At 73.5% G+C, this 20,172-nt stretch carries 13 protein-coding genes and 1 pseudogene; 8 read left to right on the top strand and 6 right to left on the bottom strand.

All coding sequences use genetic code 11. From position 1 onward, the window contains the following. The first annotated feature begins 44 nt into the window (after window positions 1-44). From D7I43_RS01200 to D7I43_RS01190, 3 genes are all read left to right on the top strand, one after another. Window positions 45-254, top strand: a complete 210-nt coding sequence (locus tag D7I43_RS01200; protein ID WP_120326453.1) for a helix-turn-helix transcriptional regulator — start codon at window positions 45-47, stop codon at window positions 252-254. A gap of 191 nt (window positions 255-445) precedes the next feature. Continuing rightward, on the top strand, window positions 446-1,744 hold the full coding sequence (locus tag D7I43_RS01195; RefSeq protein WP_120326452.1) for an NAD(P)/FAD-dependent oxidoreductase: 1,299 nt from the start codon (window positions 446-448) through the stop codon (window positions 1,742-1,744). Between the two features lie 533 nt (window positions 1,745-2,277). After that, window positions 2,278-5,028, top strand: a complete 2,751-nt coding sequence (locus D7I43_RS01190) for a M36 family metallopeptidase (RefSeq protein WP_240032738.1) — start codon at window positions 2,278-2,280, stop codon at window positions 5,026-5,028. 55 nt (window positions 5,029-5,083) lie between these two features. Here the strand turns inward: D7I43_RS01190 and D7I43_RS01185 are convergent, their stop codons facing one another. After that, window positions 5,084-5,896, bottom strand: coding sequence for an alpha/beta fold hydrolase (locus D7I43_RS01185; RefSeq protein WP_120326450.1), 813 nt, complete (start codon window positions 5,894-5,896; stop codon window positions 5,084-5,086). Window positions 5,897-5,958: 62 nt separating this feature from the next. Here D7I43_RS01185 and D7I43_RS01180 point away from each other — a divergent pair, with 62 nt between their 5' ends. The 4 genes from D7I43_RS01180 to D7I43_RS01165 all read left to right on the top strand — a co-directional run bounded on the left by D7I43_RS01180 (window position 5,959) and on the right by D7I43_RS01165 (window position 9,488). Beyond that, on the top strand, window positions 5,959-6,630 hold the full coding sequence (locus tag D7I43_RS01180) for a TetR/AcrR family transcriptional regulator (protein WP_120326449.1): 672 nt from the start codon (window positions 5,959-5,961) through the stop codon (window positions 6,628-6,630). Between the two features lie 154 nt (window positions 6,631-6,784). Then, the gene (locus D7I43_RS01175; protein WP_120326448.1) at window positions 6,785-7,693 is read left to right on the top strand and encodes a LysR family transcriptional regulator; all 909 of its coding nucleotides are present in this window, start codon (window positions 6,785-6,787) and stop codon (window positions 7,691-7,693) included. Window positions 7,694-7,785: 92 nt separating this feature from the next. Next, window positions 7,786-8,352 carry a cysteine dioxygenase family protein gene (locus D7I43_RS01170; RefSeq protein ID WP_120326447.1) on the top strand — a complete coding sequence of 189 codons (567 nt, stop codon included), beginning with the start codon at window positions 7,786-7,788 and terminating at the stop codon, window positions 8,350-8,352. 20 nt (window positions 8,353-8,372) lie between these two features. After that, window positions 8,373-9,488, top strand: coding sequence for a YeiH family protein (locus D7I43_RS01165; protein WP_120326696.1), 1,116 nt, complete (start codon window positions 8,373-8,375; stop codon window positions 9,486-9,488). Window positions 9,489-9,634: 146 nt separating this feature from the next. On the opposite strand, the gene nhaA is transcribed toward D7I43_RS01165, so the two are convergent. The 3 genes from nhaA to D7I43_RS01150 form a co-directional block, all read right to left on the bottom strand. Further along, on the bottom strand, window positions 9,635-10,942 hold the full coding sequence (gene nhaA, locus D7I43_RS01160; protein WP_204985134.1) for a Na+/H+ antiporter NhaA: 1,308 nt from the start codon (window positions 10,940-10,942) through the stop codon (window positions 9,635-9,637). 161 nt (window positions 10,943-11,103) lie between these two features. Beyond that, on the bottom strand, window positions 11,104-11,913 hold the full coding sequence (locus tag D7I43_RS01155) for an SDR family NAD(P)-dependent oxidoreductase (RefSeq protein ID WP_120326445.1): 810 nt from the start codon (window positions 11,911-11,913) through the stop codon (window positions 11,104-11,106). Between the two features lie 158 nt (window positions 11,914-12,071). Next, window positions 12,072-16,427 carry an ExeM/NucH family extracellular endonuclease gene (locus D7I43_RS01150; RefSeq protein WP_240032737.1) on the bottom strand — a complete coding sequence of 1,452 codons (4,356 nt, stop codon included), beginning with the start codon at window positions 16,425-16,427 and terminating at the stop codon, window positions 12,072-12,074. Between the two features lie 280 nt (window positions 16,428-16,707). Between D7I43_RS01150 and D7I43_RS01145 the strand changes: the two genes are divergently transcribed. Continuing rightward, complete coding sequence (locus D7I43_RS01145; protein ID WP_120326444.1) at window positions 16,708-17,391, top strand: DUF305 domain-containing protein; 684 nt, start codon at window positions 16,708-16,710, stop codon at window positions 17,389-17,391. A gap of 602 nt (window positions 17,392-17,993) precedes the next feature. On the opposite strand, the pseudogene D7I43_RS01140 reads toward D7I43_RS01145, so the two are convergent. Then, window positions 17,994-19,517, bottom strand: a pseudogene (locus D7I43_RS01140) (LVIVD repeat-containing protein); the annotation flags it as partial. A gap of 159 nt (window positions 19,518-19,676) precedes the next feature. Then, on the bottom strand, window positions 19,677-20,162 hold the full coding sequence (locus D7I43_RS01135) for a DUF2231 domain-containing protein (RefSeq protein ID WP_120326442.1): 486 nt from the start codon (window positions 20,160-20,162) through the stop codon (window positions 19,677-19,679). Window positions 20,163-20,172: the final 10 nt, after the last annotated feature.

Below are 20,172 nucleotides of genomic sequence, written 5' to 3'. Positions count from 1 at the left end.
ACAGATGTCACATGTGACAGTCTCGCGTTGCATAGCGTCGATGTATGGTCCGCAGGCTGTACGGCAGCGCCGAGCTCCAGGAACGCCTTGGCGTCTCCCGTGCCCGGATCGTGCAGATCACCAGCCGGCCGGATTTCCCGGAGCCGTTCGATCGCTTGGCGGGGGGAGCGGTGTGGCTCGTGGAGGACGTCGAGGCGTGGATCTCCGAGCACCGGCCCTGGCAAGCGCAGGGTGCCAACCCGGACGAGAGCTAGAACGGTCGACTCCCGGGATCCGGGCGACGGTGACCGGCAGACCGTTTCGGGCGGCCCTCGCCGCGCGCCTCGGCACGGCGGGTGGCCGATTGTCGGTGGCCCCGCTCCTCGATGACCGGCGTCGGTTTCCGGGCGGGGCGGGAGGGTAGCGGTCCATACGGGACCGCAGCACCGTCGAGGGGGACACCGCCATGGCCCGGCCCAGGATCGTCATCGTCGGCGCCGGATTCGCCGGCTTCCACGCCGCCCGCCGGCTGGCCCGGCTCGCCCGGGGCGCCGCCGACGTCGTGCTGGTCAACCCCACCGACTACTTCCTCTACCTGCCACTGCTGCCGGAGGTGGCCGGCGGTGTGCTGGACCCACGCCGCGTCGCCGTGCCGCTGGCGCAGACACTGCCCGGCGTCCGCCTGCTGCTCGGCGAGGTCGACGGCATCGACCCCGCCGGGCGGTCGGTGTCCTACGTGGACCCGGAGGGCCGCCCGGGCGAACTCGCGTACGACCGGCTCGTGCTGGCCGCGGGCAGCGTCAACAAGCTGCTGCCGATTCCCGGCGTGGCCGACCAGGCGCACGGCTTCCGGGGCATCCCGGAGGCCGTGCACCTGCGTGAACGCCTGATCCAGCAGATCGAACTGGCCGACGCCGCCGACGACCCGGCCGAACGGCAGGCCCGGTGCACGTTCGTGGTGGTGGGCGCCGGCTACACGGGGACGGAGGTCGCGGGGCAGGGCCAGCTGTTCACCGCGGAGATCGCCCGCCGGCACCCCCGGCTCGGCGACGTGACGCCCCGCTGGCTGCTGCTGGACACGGCCGACCGCGTCCTGCCCGGCCTGGACCCCCGGATGTCGCGGGTGGCCGGGCGGGTGTTGCGCACCCGGGGCGTGGAGGTGCGCCTGGGGACGTCGGTGACCGAGGCCACGGCCCACGGGGTACGGCTCAGCGACGGCGGCTTCGTGCCGTCGCGGACCCTCGTCTGGTGCGTCGGGGTCCGGCCCGACCCGCTGGTGGAGGCCACCGGCCTGCCGCTCACCCGGGGACGCCTCACCGTCGACGAGTACCTCTCCGTGCCCGGGCACCCGGAGATCCTCGCGTGCGGGGACGCCGCGGCCGTGCCGGACCCGTCCCGCCCCGGCGAGATCACGCCGATGACGGCCCAGCACGCCGTACGCCAGGGGCGGCTCGCGGCGGACAACATCGCCGCCTCCTACGGGGTGGGCCGACGTCGCCCCTACCGCCACCGCGACCTGGGATTCGTGGTCGACCTCGGCGGCTGGCAGGCCGCGGCGAACCCGCTGCACGTGCCGCTGTCCGGCCCGCTCGCACGGGCCGTCGCCCGCGGCTACCACCTGCTCTCGCTGCCGGCGAACCGGGCCCGTACGGCCACCGACTGGCTGTTCGCGGGGCTCGGCACCCGGCCCGTGACGCAGCTCGGGCTGGTTCCCGCCACGGCCGTGCCGCTGGACACGGCCGCACCGGAACGCGTCCACCGCTGACGCCCGGCGCCGCCCCTCCCGTGCGGCGGGAGTGAGGGAACGTGCCCCGCGCACGGCCGTACGGCGAGGCGAGGGGACCGCGACCGTCGTGGGCGGACACCCGACCGCGAGGCGGCCGATGTCTCGTCGGTCATGCCGGCAGCCGCGCCCCGCCGGCCGCACGACCACCGCGCGGACCGCGGCGCCGCGGCAGGGCACCCTGCCCGCGAGCGGGCTGGTCAGGCCGCGGGCGTCGGAGCGCCAGCCCCCCGACACGCGTAGGACCAGACATCGAAATGTTTCGCCACCCGTCGGATGAACGGTGGCCGGCTGCGCCGTAGCGTCCGAGGCGCTTCACGTCGTACCGGCCCGATCGCCGAACGTGACCGCATGGGTGGCGCGGACGGGGGAGCGGGTCGCGGTGGCGGTCGTGAGGCGCCGCCCTGCGCGGTCCTGTCCATCCTGTGAAGGGAGCAGCGGTGCCCCTATCTCCCCGTCCTCGCCGTGGACGGCGTCGAACGGCGCTCGCCTTGTCCACGGTCCTGGTGGCGTCGGTGACGACCGCCACCGGTAACCCCGCCTGGGCCGAGCCCGACCCGGCCGGGCCGGGTACGTCGGCGTTCCTCACCGGCCCGAACGAGGGCTCACCGAACGAGATCGCCATGCGGTACCTGCGAGCGCACCCGGAGCGGTACGGCGTGCGGTCCGCGGACCTGACGGACCTGTCGGTCGCGTCGAGCTACACGAGTCGGCACAGCGGGGTGACACACGTCAACCTGGTGCAGCGGTACAAGGAGTTGGAGGTCTTCGGGGCGACCGCGACGGTGAACGTGGCCCGCGACGGCAGCGTCGTCTTCGTGGGTGACACGTTGGTGCCGGGCGTGGCCGGCCGCGCGGCCGGCGCGGCGTCGCTGGACGCGGTGGAGGCCGTCGAGGCGGCCGCCGAGGCGTTGGATCTCCCGGAGCCGGCGAGCCCGCGGGTGATGAGCCGTGCGAGCGGGGCGGCGCAGCGGACCGTGGTGTCCGGCGGTGGGATCTCGGATCAGCCGATCCCGGCCCGGTTGGGGTGGCAGCCGACGGGCGAGGGACTGCGGCTGGCCTGGCAGTTGGTGATCGACGACGCCACCGACGCGCACCTGTGGAACGCCACGGTGGACGCCGAGACCGGCAAGCTGCTCGGCGCCGACGACTGGACGACCCACGAGGACGTCAAGGAGGTCGCGGACAACCTGGACCGGATGGCACCCAACCGGTCGAGGACGCTCAACACCGCGGCCTTCGGCTCGCGCAACCCGGTCCAGGACGGGTCCAGCTACCACGTGTTCGCCGGACCGACCGAGAGCCCGAACGACGGGCCGCGCACCGTCGTGACCAACCCGGCCGACGGGACGGCGTCGCCGTACGGCTGGCACGACACCGACGGCGCCGCCGGCGCCGAGCACACGATCACCCAGGGCAACAACGTCCACGCCTACCAGGACCAGGACAACAACAACGCGCCCGACGCGGGCAGCAGCCCGGACGGCGGGGCGAACCTGAGCTTCGACTTCCCTCTGGACCTGGACGAGCACGCACAGAGCTACCGGGACGCCGCCACCGCCAACCTCTTCTACTGGAACAACATCATCCACGACGTCACCTACCAGTACGGGTTCGACGAGGCGTCGGGGAACTTCCAGGCGAACAACTACGGCCGCGGCGGGGCGGGCGGCGACTACGTGCGCGCCGAGGCGGCCGACGGCGGAGGCACCAACAACGCGAACTTCTCCACCCCGGCCGTCGACGGCGTGGGCGCCCCGCGCATGCAGATGTACCTCTGGCCGGGCAACCAGTTCGGCAGCCAGAACCAGGTCGTCGTGGACGGCGTCGGCGCCTTCGACGCGTCCTGGTCGCGGTTCTCCCCGGCCCCCAGCACCGCGGGACTGCCCGGGCGCCGGCTGGTGTACGGCGGCACCGGCTGCACCACGGGGACGTACCCCGCCACGGTGCCGACGGGCGAGTGGATCAGCGTGGTCGACGGCGGCACCGCCGCCTGCAGCTACCTCCAGCGCGCACAGGTCGCGCAGTCCCTCGGCGCGAAGGCGCTGGTGGTCGCCCACAACGCCAGCGGGAGCGCGCCGGTGCTCACCGGTGCCATGACGACCCCGCCGGTCACCATCCCGGCGGTCGCCGTGACCCAGGCCGACGGCAACAGCATCAAGGCCGCCATCGCCGCCGGTGACGTGACCGGGTCGGTGCGCAAGCACCCGGACCACCCGGGCATCCGGGACGGTGACCTCGACGCCGGTGTGATCATCCACGAGTACACGCACGGCATCTCCAACCGGCTGACCGGTGGCCCGACGGTCAACTGCCTCACGGGGCAGGAGCAGATGGGTGAGGGCTGGAGCGACTTCCTCGCGGTCACCATGCTGCTCGACCCGAGATTCGACTCGGCGGACGGGCAACGCGGCATGGGTCCGTACGTCCTCTACCAGGACGACCGGCACGGTGCCGGCATCCGCCCGCGGCCGTACTCGCGCAACATGGACATCCAGCCGTTCACGTACGACAGCATCAGGACCGGCGGCTGGCTGAACGGCACCTCCCTGGCGACCCCGCACGGGGTGGGTCACGGCTGGGCCTCCGTGCTGTGGGACATGACCTGGAACCTGATCGACCGGCACGGGTTCAACCCCAACGTCTACGACCCGTGGAACACCGGTGGCAACAATCTGGCCATCCAGCTCGTGATCGACGGGTTGAAGATGCAGGGTTGTGGTCCGGGCTTCGTGACCGGGCGGGATGCGATCATCGCGGCTGACGCGGCGCTCACGGGTGGGGAGAACGCCTGCACGTTGTGGGCGTCGTTCGCTCGGCGGGGTCTGGGTTACAGCGCGGTGCAGGGCACCACGGGCCGGGACGACAACAGCGAGGCGTTCGACACGCACCCGTCGTGCCGGGGCGACTTCCTCGACCAGGCCGCCCAGCCGGAGCTGAACACCGTCGCGGCCGGTGACGCCGTGCCGATGAAGTTCAAGCTCGCCACGAACCGGGGTCTGGACATCCTGGCGGCGGGTTCGCCGTACTCGCGGCTGGTGGACTGCGACACGCTGCGGACGGTGAACCCGGACGGGTCGATCACGCCGCGGCCCACGCCGGTGGCGGCGGTGAATCCGGGTGGTTCCCGGATGTCGGTCAACGCCAACGGCCAGTACAACTACCCGTGGAAGACCGACCCCGCCTGGGCCGGCACCTGCCGCGAGTTCGTACTGACCCTCGACACCGGCTTCCAGTACCGGACCTACTTCCGCTTCACCGACTGATCCGACCACGCACCGGAGGGAGCCCCCGTGCGCTCCCTCCGGTGCGGGCGGACCGTCACGGCGCCGGGGCGAGGAAGTCCGCGACGGGTCCGACCAGCTGGGCGGGCGCCCGGTTGATGCCGTCGTGGCCGCAGCGGGGCACGGGCAGTACCCGCATCCGCGGCACGGCGGGTGCCAGGGCCGCCGCGATCGTCGGGTAGTACGGCGGGCCCGCCTGCCCGTAGGCGAAGAGCACGTCGGCGGTGACGCCCGCGTACTGCTCGGGTGGGCCGTGGTGCGCGATGACCTGGGCGGTCTCGTCGAGCGTGATGTCGAGCAGGTCGCCCATCTCCCGTCCGATGGGGGTGCGCAGGAACAGCCGGCAGATGGCGGTCTGCACGACGAGGGGCAGCCGTGACGTGGGCAGTTGCGGGTTGAGCGCGGCGCCGACGATCGCGAGGGCCCGGGCGGTGTGACCGGCGCGCAGGGCGGCCCGGGCCGGGGTGACGACGTCGTACCACCGGGCGCCGTCGACGGAGATGGCCGCGTCGTAGAGCACGAGGCGCGCGATCGGCAGCGTGAGCGCGGCGCGCAGCGCGATCAGCCCGCCCGAGCTGTGCCCGACGACGGCGCGTGCCCCGGTGTGCGCGAGCACGGCGGCGAGGTCGGCGATCTCGTCCTCGATGGTGTACGGCGCGCGGCGGGCGGGTGCGTCCGCCCGGCCGCGCCGGTTGTACATGTGCACGGTGAACCGGTCGGCGAGGGCGTTCGCCAACCTCCGGTACGGCTCGATGGTGATCCCGCCGCCGTGCACGACGACCACTCCGGGGCCGGTGCCGGTGGAGTGGAGCACGATCTTCGCGCCGTCCGGGGCGGTGACTCGTTCCATGGCTGCTCCACCTTCCCGTGCGCCCAAAACTGCGAACGACGTTTGCAGTTTACAGTGAATCGGTGAGCGACGCACCACCCGGCCGCCGGGAATCGGTCTGGCAACGACCCGTACGCGGAAGCCGAGGGCCGGCGCCGGCCCACAGCCGGGACGACATCGTGGCGGCGGCGATCGCCATCGCGGACGCCGACGGGCTGGCCGCGGTGTCGATGCGAGCGGTCGCCGCGCGGCTGGAGACCGGAGCCGCCTCCCTCTACCGCTACCTCTCGTCCCGTGACGACCTGCTCGACCTGATGGCCGACCGGGTCGCGGCCGAACTGCGCCCGTACCCGGAGCCGGACGGCCACTGGCTCGACACGCTGCTGCGGATGGCCCGCGCGCAACGGGCGCTGCACGAGCGCCACCCGTGGCTGTCCGAACTGATCCAGCGGGCGTCCGCCATCGGCCCCGAGACGCTCGCGTTCTTCGACGCCTGCCTCGGGGTCATGGCACCGCTGCCGGCGCCACCGACCGCCAAGTTCGAGGCCATCGCCATGATGAACGGGATCGCCGTCCTGTTCGCCCGCCAGCGGACGGCCGGCGGGGCGTCCCCCTTCGCCGGCCTCGACCTCACGCCCTACCCGCACCTGGTGGCGGCGCTCACCCAGCCGCCCGCCGCACCGCCGGCCACCGACCTCTTCGACCGTGCTCTGGGCGGCCTGCTGCGCGGCCTCCTCGCGCCGGACCCGGCCTGAGCCATCCGGGCCGCCGGTCCGTCGAGCCGGGCCGCGGTCCGTCGAGCCGGGCCGCCGTGGCGCAGTCCGTGCAGCCGGGCCGCCGGTCCCGTCGCGGTGGGAGCCTGGTCACCGACCGTGGGCTGTCGGCGGGCCGGCGACCTATGATCCGACGGTGTTCGATTCGCGCCATATCCGGACGTTTCACGAGGTCGTCCGGACCCGGTCGTACTCGGCGGCGGCGCAGGCCCTGGGCTACACCCAGCCGGCGATCACCCAGCAGATGAAGGCGCTGGAGCGCGAGGTCGGCACGCCGTTGTTCACGCGGGTGGGCCGGCGGCTGCGGCTCACCGAGGCGGGGGAGACCCTCGCCCGCCACACCGAGACCATCCTCGGCAGCATGTCCGTGGCCCGCGAGCAGATGGCCGCCATCGCACGGCTGCGCACCGGCCGGGTGCGGGTGTGCGCGTTCCCCAGCGCGAACGCCACCCTGGTGCCCGAGGCCATGGCCCTGCTCGCCGTCGAGCACCCCGGCATCCGGGTCGAACTGCTCGAGGACGAGCCCCCCGACTCGCTGCGCCGCGTCGTGCAGGGCGAGAGCGACGTGACGCTCGCCTTCACCTACCCCGGCCTGCGCGAGGAGGTGCCGGAGGAGCTGGTGGAGATCCCCCTGCTGGAGGACCAGCTCACCGTCCTGCTGCCCGTCGGGCACCCGATGACCCGCCGCCGCGCCGTCCAGCTCGCCGACCTCGCCGAGGAGCGGTGGATCGCCGGCTGCCTGCGCTGCCGCACCAACTTCCTGCACGAGTGCGCCCAACTCGGGTTCACGCCCGACATCGTGTTCACCACCGACGACAACCTCGCGGTGCAGGCGCTCGTCGCGCAGGGCCTCGGCGTCGCCATGATGCCCGGGCTCACCCTGTCCTTCCTGCGCCGGGACAAGGTCCGGGGCCGCCCGCTGGCGCCCGCCTCACGGCGGCAGGTGTCGGCGTACGTCCTGCGGGAGCACCTGCGCATCCCCGCGACGGCCCGGGTGCTGGAGGCCCTGGCGTCGGTGGCCGGGCGGCGGGCCGACGCCCGCTGAGCGGCCTCGCCGCGTGATCCATAAGCAGCTCTTGGGATCATGTAAGAAACTGTTGTTGGACGTGATGGATCAGAGCGGCGAGGCTGGTCGTCATGAGCACACCGGCCGCCGCTCCCGTCGTCACCACGGTCACCGCCCGCCTCGCCCGCCTCGTCGAGGAGGTACGCGACGTGGTGGACCGTGGTCTGCCGCCGGACCTCACGGCGTACCTGGTGGGGGAGCGGCTCGCCCCGCACCTCGGCGCGCCCGACCTGCTCACCGCGCGGCAGTGCGAGGGTGACCCGGACCACTACCGCCAGCACATCCTGCACGCCGAGCCCGACGGCGGGTTCTCGATCGTGGCCCTCGTCTGGCTCCCCGGCCAGCGCACGGCCATCCACGACCACGTCGCCTGGTGCGTCACGGGGGTGCACCAGGGCGAGGAGCACGAGCGCCGCTACCGGCTGGTGTCGGACGGGGTCGCCGCCCGGCTCGTCGCGACGCAGGACGTCGTGAACCGGCAGGGCGAGGTGTGCGGCTTCGCCCCGCCCGGTGACATCCACCGGGTGTGGAACGGCGGCGACGGCACCGCCGTGTCCCTGCACATCTACGGTGCCGACATCTCGCGCCTCGGGTCGAGCGTCCGCCGGGTGTACGACCACCGGACCGAGGAGCGGTGACCGCGGCGGGGACGCCGGGCATGGCGCTGACCAGGACGAGCGCGCTCGACCCCGCCCCGGCGGCGGCCCACGGGGACGGCGCGGCCCACGGCGGCGGCACCGCGCACGGCGGCCGGAGTGGCCGCGTACGACGGTCCGCGGACGCCGGTCGGCGCCTGCTGCCAGGGCTCGTGGCGGCGGCCGCCGGGACGGCCGTCGCCTTCGCGGTGCACCGGGCGCTGCCCGCCGTGCCGGCGCTGACCGCCGCCATCGTGCTCGGGATCGCGGCCGCCCACCTTCCGGGCCTCCGGGACCGGGTACGCGGCGCGGCCCGGCCCGGGCTCAGCCTCGCCGGCCGGCGACTGATGCGGCTGGGCGTCGTGCTGCTGGGGCTGAAGCTCAGCGTGCAGGACGTACGCGATCTCGGCTGGCCGTCGGCGCTCATGGTGGTCGCGGTGGTCGCCGCGACGTTCGCCGGCACGTGGTGGCTGGGCCGCCGCATCGGCCTGCCCGGCGACCAGCCCCTCCTCATCGCGGCCGGCTACGCCATCTGCGGCGCCTCGGCGATCGGGGCGGTCAGCGCGGCGACCGGCAGCGACGAGGAGGACGCCGCCTCGTCCGTCGCCCTCGTCACGCTCTGCGGCACCCTCGCCATCGCCGTGCTCCCCCTGCTGCACCAGCCGTTGGGGCTCGACGACGCGCAGTTCGGACGCTGGGTCGGGGCGAGCGTGCACGACGTCGGGCAGGTCGTCGCGGCCGCGCAGACCGCCGGCCCGGCCGCTCTCGGCGACGCCGTCCTCGTGAAGCTCATGCGGGTGGCGCTGCTCGCCCCGCTGGTCGCCGTCGTGGCGCTCGGCCTCGGGCGGCGCGCCGGGACGCGGGGCGTCGCCGGGCGGAAGCCGTCCCCGGTGCCGCTGTTCGTCCTCGGGTTCCTCGCCATGATCGGGCTGCGCAGCACCGGCTGGCTGCCCGGGACCGTGCTCGACGGTGCCGCGCACGCGCAGGAGATCCTGCTCGCCGCGGCGCTGTTCGGGCTCGGCAGCGCCGTGCACCTGCCCACGCTGGCCCGCACCGGAGGCCGGGCGGCCCTCCTCGGGCTCAGCGCGTGGGGTGTCGTCGCCGATGTGTCGTACGCCGGCGTGCTGCTGACGACCTGACCCCGGGGCGCGGGCGCGCCGGAGGTGTCGCAGGCTGGCGCGGGGGCCGGGCACGCGGTCGTAACCCGGACCGGTGCGATCACACCACGGTGCCGGCCGGGCGTTCCCCGGCGGGCACCGGCCGGCGGGCACGTGGCTGACCGCCGCTAGGCGCGGTCCGCCTGCTCGCCCTGGAAGACGTCCGGCACGCCGTCGGCGTCGCTGTCGCGCTCCTCGATCTCGCGCAGGCGGCGGTAGTGGCGGTTGCGGGCGCGCAGGACGACGGTGGCGAGCAGGGCCGAGAGCAGCGAGCCGACGAGGACGCCGAGCTTGGTGTGGTCGTCGCGCTCGCTGCCGGCGCCGAAGGCCAGTTCGCCGATCAGCAGCGACACCGTGAAGCCGATGCCCGCCAGCAGCGCGAGGCCGAACACGTCCCACCAGTCGATGCCCTCGGCGAGGCGGGCCCGGCTGAACCGCTGCACCAGCCAGGTGGCGCCGAAGACGCCGACGGCCTTGCCGACGACGAGCCCGACGACCACCCCGAGGGCGACCGAGTCGGTGAGGGCCGCGCCGAGGCCGCCCGCGCCGGCGAGCGAGACCCCGGCGGCGAAGAACGCGAAGACCGGCACCGCGACCCCCGCCGACAGGGGCCGGAACCGGTGCTCGAAGTGCTCGGCGAGCCCGGGACCCGGCCCCGGCTTGCGGCGCAGCACGGGCACGGTGAAGGCGAGCGCCACCCCGGCCACCGTGGCGTGCACGCCGGAGGCGTGCACGAGGGCCCACGTCACGGCGGCCAGCGGCAGCAGGAGCCACCACGAGCGCACCCGCCGCTGCACCAGCAGGCCGAACAGCGCCAACGGCAGCAGCGCCAGCAGCAGCGGCCCGAAGTGCAGCGAGCTGGTGTAGAACACCGCGATGATCACGATCGCCAGGAGGTCGTCGACGACGGCGAGCGTCAGCAGGAACGTCCGCATCGCGGCGGGCAGGTGCGTGTTGATCACCCCGAGCACCGCGAGGGCGAACGCGATGTCGGTGGCGGTCGGGATCGCCCAGCCCGCCAGCGCGTCTCCGCCGGCAGTGGCGTTGAACGCCGTGTAGATCACGGCCGGCAGCGTCATGCCGCCGAGCGCGGCGGCCACCGGCAGCATCGCCCGCCGGGGCTCCCGCAGGTCACCGGCCACGAACTCGCGCTTCAACTCGAGCCCGGCCACGAAGAAGAAGACGGCCAGCAGGCCGTCGGCCGCCCACTGCGCCAGCGAGAGGTCCAGGTGCAGGCCGGCCGGGCCGACCCGGAGGTCACCGAGCCGCTCGTACGCCCCGGACCAGGGCGAATTCGCCCAGACGAGGGCGAGTACGGCGGCGGCCAGCAGGAGCATCCCGCCGACGGTCTCCGTACGGAGGATGTCGCCGATCCGGCGGACCTCGGGCCAGCTGCCGCGGCTCAACAGGTGGGGTGTGCGGTTGGCAGGCGGCATCGCCATGGGGGATTCCTCCGGGCGGGGTCGGTGATCTGACCGCCGACCAGACTTCCCGGCACACCGGAGTCGACTCTACCCGACCGCCGATCATCACCCGGCCGGCGAGCGGGCCGGTCCGGCGAGCGCCCGGTGATCGACGGGGGCGGACGGGTGTCGGATCAGCCGAGCCAGGGCGCCAGCAACGACATCGTGAGCCGGTGCAGGCCGTCCCGGAAGATGGCGTCGCGGACCTGCGGCGCCGGGTCGGCGATCCGCCGTTCGTCCAGGTACGCGCCGCTGGGCACGTCGGCCCGCAGGGCGGCCTCGACCACGTTCGCGCCGCCGTGGGACGGGGAGTCCCCGCCGATGGCGAACATCGCGTGCAGCAGCGGGGTGCTGATGACGCCGGGGTGGACGGCCACGATCGCGGGCCGGTAATGCGCGGCCTGCCGCACGGCGTGGGCGACCAGGGCCAGCTTCGAGCGGGCGTACGCGGTGGTCGGCGCGTACGCGCGGCGCAGCTGCGGGTCGTCGAGGTCGAAGGTGGCGGAGAGATGGGTGGCCGAGGACACGTGCACGACGCGCCCCGACGGCGGCAGGAGGGGCAGGAGCCGCTCGGTGAGCAGCACGGCCGCGAGGTAGTTGGTCTGCAGGGTCGCCTCGTAGCCGTCCTCGCTGGTCCGGCGCCGCGGCGCGCCGGGGCGGCCGGCGTTGTTGACCAGGATGTCGACCCGGTCGGTGACGTCCGCCACGCGGTCGGCCAGGTCCACGACGTCGTCGAGGCGATCGAAGTCCGCCCGGGCGTAGACGATCTCCGCGGGGCCGGCGGCGCGGAGCTGGTCGAGCAGCGGCCGGATCTCCGGTTCGTCCTCGCGCCCGTGGACGAGCAGTCGCCCGGCCGACCCGGCGAGCCGCCGGGCCGCCGCCGCGCCGATCCCGCTCGTCGCTCCGGTGAGCACCACCGTGGCGGGCGGGCGGTGGGGCGTCACCGGGCTGCCCGGGCGGGGTCGAGGACCATGCGGCCGAGGCTATCGGGGATCGTGCCGGCGCGGGTGCGCGACCGCCCGAGGCATCCCCGCCTCCCGGGCGGTGGGAGTCCTCCCGTCCGCGACCGGTTCCGGCCGCGGACGGGAGGATCAGCGACCGGTCAGAGCCGGGCGCACTGGCCCGTGGCCGGGCCCTTCACCGTGTTGTGCCTGCCCTCGTTCACCGGGGCCGGGTCGTTGCCGGAGCAGTTCAGCGGCCCACTGACGGTGTTCGCCGCGACGACCACCGGCTGGCTGCCGGAGTTGCCGGTCACGGTCACCGGTCCGCCGACCACGACCGAGTCGATCCGCACCCCACCGCTGTTGGCGGTGACCGACACCGGACCGTTCACCCTGCCCTCGCTGATCGTCAGCCCGCCGGTCGCGCCGGAGACGGTCACCGGACCGGCCACCGTCGTGCCGTCGAGCGCGAAGAGCACCGGGCGGACCGCCGAGATCGGGCCGTTGACGGCGCCGCCGGTCGCCACCAGCGAGGCGCCCGGAGCGACCGTCACGGGGCCGGCGATCGTGGCGTTCTCCAGGCAGGTCAGGCCCGCCGTGACGACCAGCGGCTTGGTGTGGCGGCCGGTGATCGTCGTGGTGCACTGCGGGCCGGGCCGCCCCACGGCCGACCGCGGCTGCGTGTCGGCGGTGACCGGCGAGTTCGCGGCGAAGTAGCTCACCAGCATGGTGAGGTCGTTGTCGCCGGTCGTCGCCGGGTCCGTGCCGTCGCCGAGGGTGGCGAAGTTGTCACCACCGGCGGCGAGGAACGAGTTCACCGTGACCCGGTAGGTGCCGGCCGGGTCGATGGGCGTCCCGTCCAGCTTCATCGACGTGATCCGCGAGCCCTTCGGCGCCTCCGGGTCGTAGGTGTAGGTGAACCCCTTCGAGACACCCAGCCACAGCACCGGCCGGGACGCGCCGTCGGGCTGCCACTGCTCCTCCAGCACCTGCTTGATCTGGGCGCCGGTGTAGCTCTTGGTGACCACGTCGTTGGCGAACGGCTGGACGGCGAAGGCGTCGGCGTACGTCACCGTGCCGTCCGTGCGGTACAGCAGGTCCGCACGCAGCCCACCCGGGTTCATGAACGCGATCTGCGCGCCGCCGCGGCCCGCGTCCCGGGTGCCGGCGAGCTGCACGTCGGCGATGAAGTTGCCGAGCACCGACTCCTTGCCCCGGTCCTCGTTGCCGTCGGTGTAGGCCCGCCTGATGTCCGCGGTGATCGACCCGAGCTGCTGCTTGCCCAGCTCGGCGGCCTTGACCTTCGCGGCGGCCACGATGTCGGCCACCGCCGGGTCCTGCGGCGCGCCCACCACGTCGACCAGCGCCGCGTCCGCGGCCGTGACCCGGCCGGCGTCCGGGTCGAACGTCAGCGTCACCTTGCCCAGCCGCTTGCCGTAGTCCTCGGCCTGCACCACCGGACGCAGCCGGTCCGTGCCGGGGATCGGCAGCTCGAAGGCGTACGGCTGGTGGGTGTGACCGCTGACGATCGCGTCGATGGTGGCGTCGACCCGGGTGAACGGGCCGAAGACCGGGTCGGCGGCCAGCGCCTCGGCGGAGTCGATGTGCTCCGTCGCGGCGCCCTCGTGCGCGAGCAGCACCACCACGTCGGCCTCGCCGTTGGCCGGGTTGCCGTCCTTGAGCTGGCCGGCGACCAGGTTGGCCTCGGCGACCGGGTCGCGGAAGGTGATGCCGGCGATGCCGTCCGGGCTGACCAGCGACGCGGTCTGCTTGGTCACCACGCCGACGAAGCCGACCGCGACGCCGCCCACCGTGCTGACCGAGTACGCCGGCAGCACGCGGGTGTCGCCCCGGTAGACGTTGGCGCCCAGGTACGGGAAGTCGGCGCGGTCGGACACGCGGCCGGTGAGGTCGGCGATGCCCTTGTCGAACTCGTGGTTGCCGACCGCCGAGGCGGCCACGCCGATCCGGTTCAACGCGTCGATCGTGGGGTTGTCCCCGTCGATCGCCGAGATGAAGGTGGACGCCCCGATGTTGTCACCGGCGGAGACGAACGCGGTGTTCGGGTTCTGCGCGCGCAACTGGTCGACCAGCCCGGCGAGCTGGGCCGCGCCGCCCACGGGCTGGTTGTCGACGGTGGCCGGGGACTCCAGCCGGCCGTGGAAGTCGTTGACGGTCAGCAGCTGGAGGTCGACCGGCTTCGCGTCGGTGCTGATCCCCACCACGATCGGGTTGTGGTCGCTGGCCCGGTACGGCGTCGGCTCGTAGAAGGCGGCGAGCCCGTCGTACTGGAAGGCGTACGACTCGACAGCGTTGATCTGCCACACGTCGACGCCGGTCACCCGGCTCGCCAGGGACGGCGAGGCGAGAGCGTGGTCGAGCGAGCCCGACTCGCCGCCGAAGACGTACGTCGCCTTGCCGGTGTCGTTCAGGTCCTTGTACTGCTTGTCGTAGAGGACCTGCATCGGGTCCTCGTGGGTGTAGGCGTTGAAGTCGCCCAGCAGCAGCACGTCCTCGGTGCCGCTGTCGGCCTTCACCTGGTCCACGAACGCGGCCAGGGCACGGGCCTGCCGGACCCGGTCGCCGTTCCACGAGCCCTGACCGTCGCCGGTGTCGGCGTTGTCGCCGGTGCCGGTGCCGCTCTTGGACTTGAGGTGGTTGGCGACCACGACGAACGACACCCTGCCCGCGGTGAAGGTCTGGGCGATCGGCTCACGGGCGTTGGACCACACGGTCTCGTCGTTCACCGAGCGCGACGGCCCCTTGGGCTGCACCGTGGCGGGCTTGAAGATGATCGCCGTGGTGATGACGTCCTGCTGCGCCGGTGCGGGCAGCTCGGCCGGGGTGCGGACGTAGTCCCAGGTGCCCGCGCCGTCCTTGGCGTTCAGGGCGGCGACCAGCCGCTTCAGCGCCTGCTGCGGGTCGTCCGGGTCGAAGCGGACCGAGTTCTCGATCTCCTCCAGCGCCACGACGTCGGCACCGAGCGCGCTGATGGCCGAGACGATCTTCGCCTCCTGCCGGCCCAGCGCGGCCTCGTCGGCCGCACCGCGGGCGTCGCCGCCGAAGTGGACGAAGTAATTCAGCACGTTGAAGCTGGCCACCCGCACGTCGCCGCCGACGTCCACCGGGGCGGGGGTGCGCGGGTTGGTGGACTTGAAGGTGGTCCGGGCGGGCGGGGCGGTGTCGGCGCTGACCGGCAGGGTCGGCTGGAACCGCCACTCGTCGAAGCCGTACGACAGCACCGACGGCCCGAACGCCTCCACCGAGTCGCCGACCCGCAGCGGGCTGGTCTTCGACAGGTACGGCGGCAGCAGCCCGGCGCTGGACAGGTTCGTCGTCCTGCCGTCGTCGACGAGGATGCGGCCGCGCTCGTTCGCCGCCGCCACCTGCCGGGCCTCGTCGGAGCCGGGGCGGGCGACGTCGGTCGGGTTGGCCGCCGGACGGTCGCCGGCGGCGAGCACGACCTCGCCGTACCGGTTGGTGTTGTAGACCTCGGAGACGGTGTACGCGCCGACCGGGGCCACCAGCATCGACTCGACCGACTCGCGGGCCGCGTCGTCCAGCGGCAGGCTCAGCGCGACCGGCGCGGGCAGCGGGGCGTCGTGCTCACAGACCTGCACGTCGGCCTTGGCGCCGATGGTGACCTGGGTGAGCCCGTTGTACTCGCTGGGCGTGCCGCTCACGCGCACCCGGTCACCGATGGCGACCGAGGGGTGGTTGGCGGTGTTGGTCGTCAGGTAGACGAAGATGCCGTCCGAGGCGGTGCCGGCCGCGACCGGCCGGTCCCCACCGCTGCCGGCGGACTGCACGTAGATGCCGTTGTAGCCGCCGCTGCGGTGGTCGGCGGTCACCACGCCCTCGACGGTGACCCGCGTGCCGGCCAGCGGGGTGCTGTCGCCGGTGCCCTGGACCTGGGCGATCGTGTGGTCGACGGTGACCGTGCAGCCCGGGGCCGGGTCGGGGTCGCCGCCGCCGGAGTCGCTGTTCAGGCTGCCGAAGCTGTGCGGGGCCGCGTCCCGCCAGGTGCCGTCAATCTTCTGGAGCGAGTGGCCGACCGGCGTGGTGGACGTCTCGGCCACGCCGATGTCGACGCTGGTCCGCCCGTTCGCCGGACCACCGGACGCGGTGAACGTCCCCTCGTAGCTCAGGAACTCGGCGACGGCGCCGCCCGGCGCGACGAGCGCCACGGCGTCCGGAGACCCGTTCTGGATGCCGTCGGTCGGGTACGCCTCGACGACGACACCGGCGGCCGGCACGGCCCCGTTGAGGGTCCGGGTGCTGTACGCGGCGCCGTTCGCGCCGTTGTAGAGGACGATCTGCCAGCCGGTCAGGTCGTAACCGGCCGGCGCCTGGATCTCGATCGCCTCGCCGGTGTCGGTGCCGGCGTTGTCGTAGTGGATCTCACTGATGAATGGACTCGTCGCCGCCGGACCGGCGAGCGCGGCCGTGCCGCTGGCCAGCGTCAGTGCGCTGGTGGCGAGCAGCACGCCGAGCACGCCGAGTGGTCGTCTGTTCACGCGCCTGGACATCAAACTGTGGCCTCCGATGGGAGTGGACCGTCGGAGGATATGGGTTGGGGGTGTCCGGACGGCAGCCGCCGGATGGACGAGCGGAACGGGCCACTCATCGGGCACGGGCCGCGAGCGACCATCGCGCGCCGCTGCTCGGTCACTGTCGGGATGGGACTTGTGACCGTACGCGCGTCGCGGAGCGCTCGCCCGGGGGCCGCGTCAGGGCGGGCGGGTCGTCCGTCCGGCCCTCGTCCGGCGCGTCCGTTTCGGCTACGGTGATCGAATCGTGTTCTCGTCCCGCAGCCGTGTCGTCGTCGCCGTCGTGGCCGCCACCGTCGCCCTCGGCGCGTCGGCGTTCGCCGTCGTCCAGCTCACCGCCGACGGGTCGACGGAGCCGACGTCCGCGCCCAGGGTCGTCCAGCCCGGCGCGCCGGGCCAGGCCGGCCGTACGCTCTCGCCGGCCGAGCAGTCCCAGCTGCCGCCACCACCGGCGCACACCCCGGCCGACACCCAGTTCATGCAGCGGATGATCGCCCACCACGTGCAGGCGCTGGACATGACCGCGCTCGTCGCCGACCGCGCCGCCAGCTCGGAGGTGTCGCTGCTCGCCAAGCGGATCGAGACGTCCCAGCGGGACGAGATCGCGCAGATGCAACGGTGGCTCACCGAGCGCGGCGAGCAGATCCCCGGGCCGCACACCCACCACGCCGAGCACGACGCCACCATGCCGGGCATGCTCACCCCGGAGCAGATGGCGCAGCTCCAGCGGGCGCGCGGCGCGCAGTTCGACCGGCTCTTCCTCGACTTCATGATCCGTCACCACGAGGGCGCGCTCACGATGGTGCAGCAGCTCTACGCGGCCGGCGGGGGTCTCGAACCGGCCAGCGACCGCTTCGCGCGCGAGGTCAACGCCGACCAGGGCATCGAGATCCGCAGCATGCGCGAGCTGCAGGCCAGGCTCGCCCGCTGACCGCTGACCGCTGACCGCTGACCGCTGACCGCGGTGTCGTCCGCCCGCAGCGGTGAGGGCCGCGCCCTGCCCGGCAGGACGCGGCCCTTCCCCAAGCGTCGCGGCGTACGTCAGTCCAGGCTGGCGCACTGGCCGCTGGCCGGCCCCGACACCTCGTTGGCGGCGCCGAGGTTGATCGGCGCCGGCGAGTTGCCGGTGCAGGCGAGCGTGCCGCGCACGGTGCTGTCGGCCACGATCGGCTCGACGGCGCCGGTGCGGGTGCCGGTCAGCACCGCCGGCCCGTGGATCTCGCTCTTCACGACGGCGGCGCTGCCCCGCGTACCGGTGATGCTCACCGGGCCGCGGACCGTGCTCTCGTAGAGGTGCACGGCCTCGGCGTTCGCCGCCGACACCGGGCCGGAGATCGACGAGTCGATGGCGAGCAGCGACGCGCCGGGCCGCACGGTGACCGGACCGTTGACGGTGGCCCCGGACAGGCAGGTGACGCCCGAGACCGTCAGCGGCCCGTTGTGCCGGTTCGTGACGGTGGTGGTGCAGGTGCGGGCCAGCTGGTCGAAGCGGGCCCGGGCCACCGCGAAGCTCGGCGCCCAGCTGACCTGGGTCTGGTGCTGGGCGTTGAACTCCGGCATCTGCACCTCGCGGGCCGCGGCGATCTCCGCCGCGGTCAGGTGCTCGCTGGGCTTCAACCCGAGGACGTCGAAGCCACGGGCGATCTCACTGCCGTAGATCTGGCCGTTGTACCAGTACGCCGACCAGAAGCCGCCGAGGACGCTCGTGCTGGCGCTGATCGGCCCGCGGTCGAAGTAGCCGATCTCCCGCGGGTGGGCCGAGTCGGTGAAGTCCATCAGGGAGATGCCGCCCTGGTACCACGCCTGCACCAGGATGTCCCGGCCGGGCACGGGGATCAGCGACCCGTTGTGCGCGACGCAGTTCTCCTGGAGCGTCTGCGGAACCGGCAGCTTGTAGTAGCTGGCGAACTTCAGCTTGCGGTCCACGATGTCGAAGATCGCGTTCGCGCCCCACTGCGGCTGGTCGGTCGTCCGGCAGCGGGGGCCCGTGCCGCCGCCCCACTCGTCGGTGAAGACGACCTTGGAGCCGTCGTTGCTGATCGTCGCGGAGTGCCAGTACGCGAAGTTCGGGTCGGAGACCTCGTCGATGCGGACGGGGTTCGCCGGGTCCGAGATGTCGATCAGGATGCCGTTGCCCTCACAGGCGCCGGCCGCCAGGCCGAGCGCGGGGTACGCGGTGATGTCGTGGCAGGCGTCGGTGACCGGCGACGGGCTCCACGAACCGCCCGACGGGTGCGTCGGCGCCGGCGGGGTGTTCTGGAGGCCGTCGACCGCGCCGGTGGCCGGGTCGGCGAACAGGCGCGGGTTGTTCACGACCGCGGCCTGCTCGGGAGCGGCGACCGGGACCTTGATGACGTCGATGCGCCACCGCGCCGGGTTGTCACCGGAGGCGGGCGTGTTGTTGCAGCCGGCCATCGTGCTCGCCGGACGGACCCCCGCGGTCCCCGAGACGTACACGTAGACGTTCGCGCTGTCGTCGGGGTCGGTCACCAGCGTGTGGGTGTGCGAGCCGCGGCAGGTCTGCACCGCGGCGACCTGCACCGGGTTCGCCACGTCGCTGATGTCGAAGACGCGTACGCCCTGGAAGCGGGTGCCGGCGGCGGGATTCGTGCCGCAGTCGAGCCGGCCCCGGGTCTCCTCCACCGACATGAAGAGCAGGTTGCCGTGTACCGACACGTCGCCCTGCCCACCCGGGCAGACCACGCTGGTGACCAGCGTCGGGTTCGCCGGCTGCGAGATGTCGTAGACGTTGAAGCCGTTGTAGTTGCCGACGAAGGCGTGGGTGCCGCCGAAGGCCAGGTCCGAGGCGACGAAGCCGAAGTCGCCCGGGTTGGCCGGGTTCACGAAGCCCGCCGGCTTGTCGCGGTGCGCCAGCAGTTCGAGGTTGCTGATGGCGCTCTGCGCGTCCAGCCAGCCCGCCCCGAGCCCGATCCGCGGGTCCGGTTCGGCCTCCTGGCCCGATGCCGTGCCCGGCACCAGGGCGACGAGAAGCGCCGCGGTGGCCGCGGCGCCGAGAATGCGGCGTCTCCGCCGTGACGTGCGATCCGATCGATTCATGCGTGTCCTCCGCGCACGGTGCGTCCCGGTGGTGGCAGCGCGCGCGTCGGGGCGCGTGCGCGCCGCGGTAGTAAGGACCGTACCGCCTGCACGCTGGTTAGGATCATGTAAATATTTGCGGTGGACGAAAAAATGGCCGTGGATGCCGGGGTGATCGGCTCAGAGGCCGGTCCACACCGCCTTGGCGCCCGAGTCGCCGGTGCGGACCACGTAGTAGAGGCTCACGCCGGCGGCCACGAGCGACAGACCCCGCAACGCCCAGGCCAGTGCCGGCCGGGGCCGCGCCACGCCGGGGCCCGCCGGGGCGAGGAACCACACCACGGCGAGCGTCACGACGGCCAGCCCGATGGTGGCGTACAGCGTCAGGTCGCCCAGCCGCTGGTGGGCCTCCAGCTTCGGCACGTACTCGGGGCTCACCCGGTTCGCCGACGTGAGCCGCGCCAGGAACGCGTCCCCGGAGAGCTTCGCGAGCAGGGCCGAGACGGGCGCGCCGAGGGCGAGCAGCCCCAGCACCCAGCGGGTGTGCGGCCGGATCGCGGGAACGGCGGCGTACCCGACGCTGAGCAGGGCCAGCAGCGGCACGAGGACGACGGCGGCGTGGAGGACGAGAGGATGGGCGGGGATGCCCATGAACTCCTCGAACAACGGGCTCTCC

The organism is Micromonospora globbae (assembly GCF_003610785.1).
Lineage (GTDB): Bacteria > Actinomycetota > Actinomycetes > Mycobacteriales > Micromonosporaceae > Micromonospora > Micromonospora globbae.
This window is presented reverse-complemented; position numbering and strand designations above follow the sequence as displayed.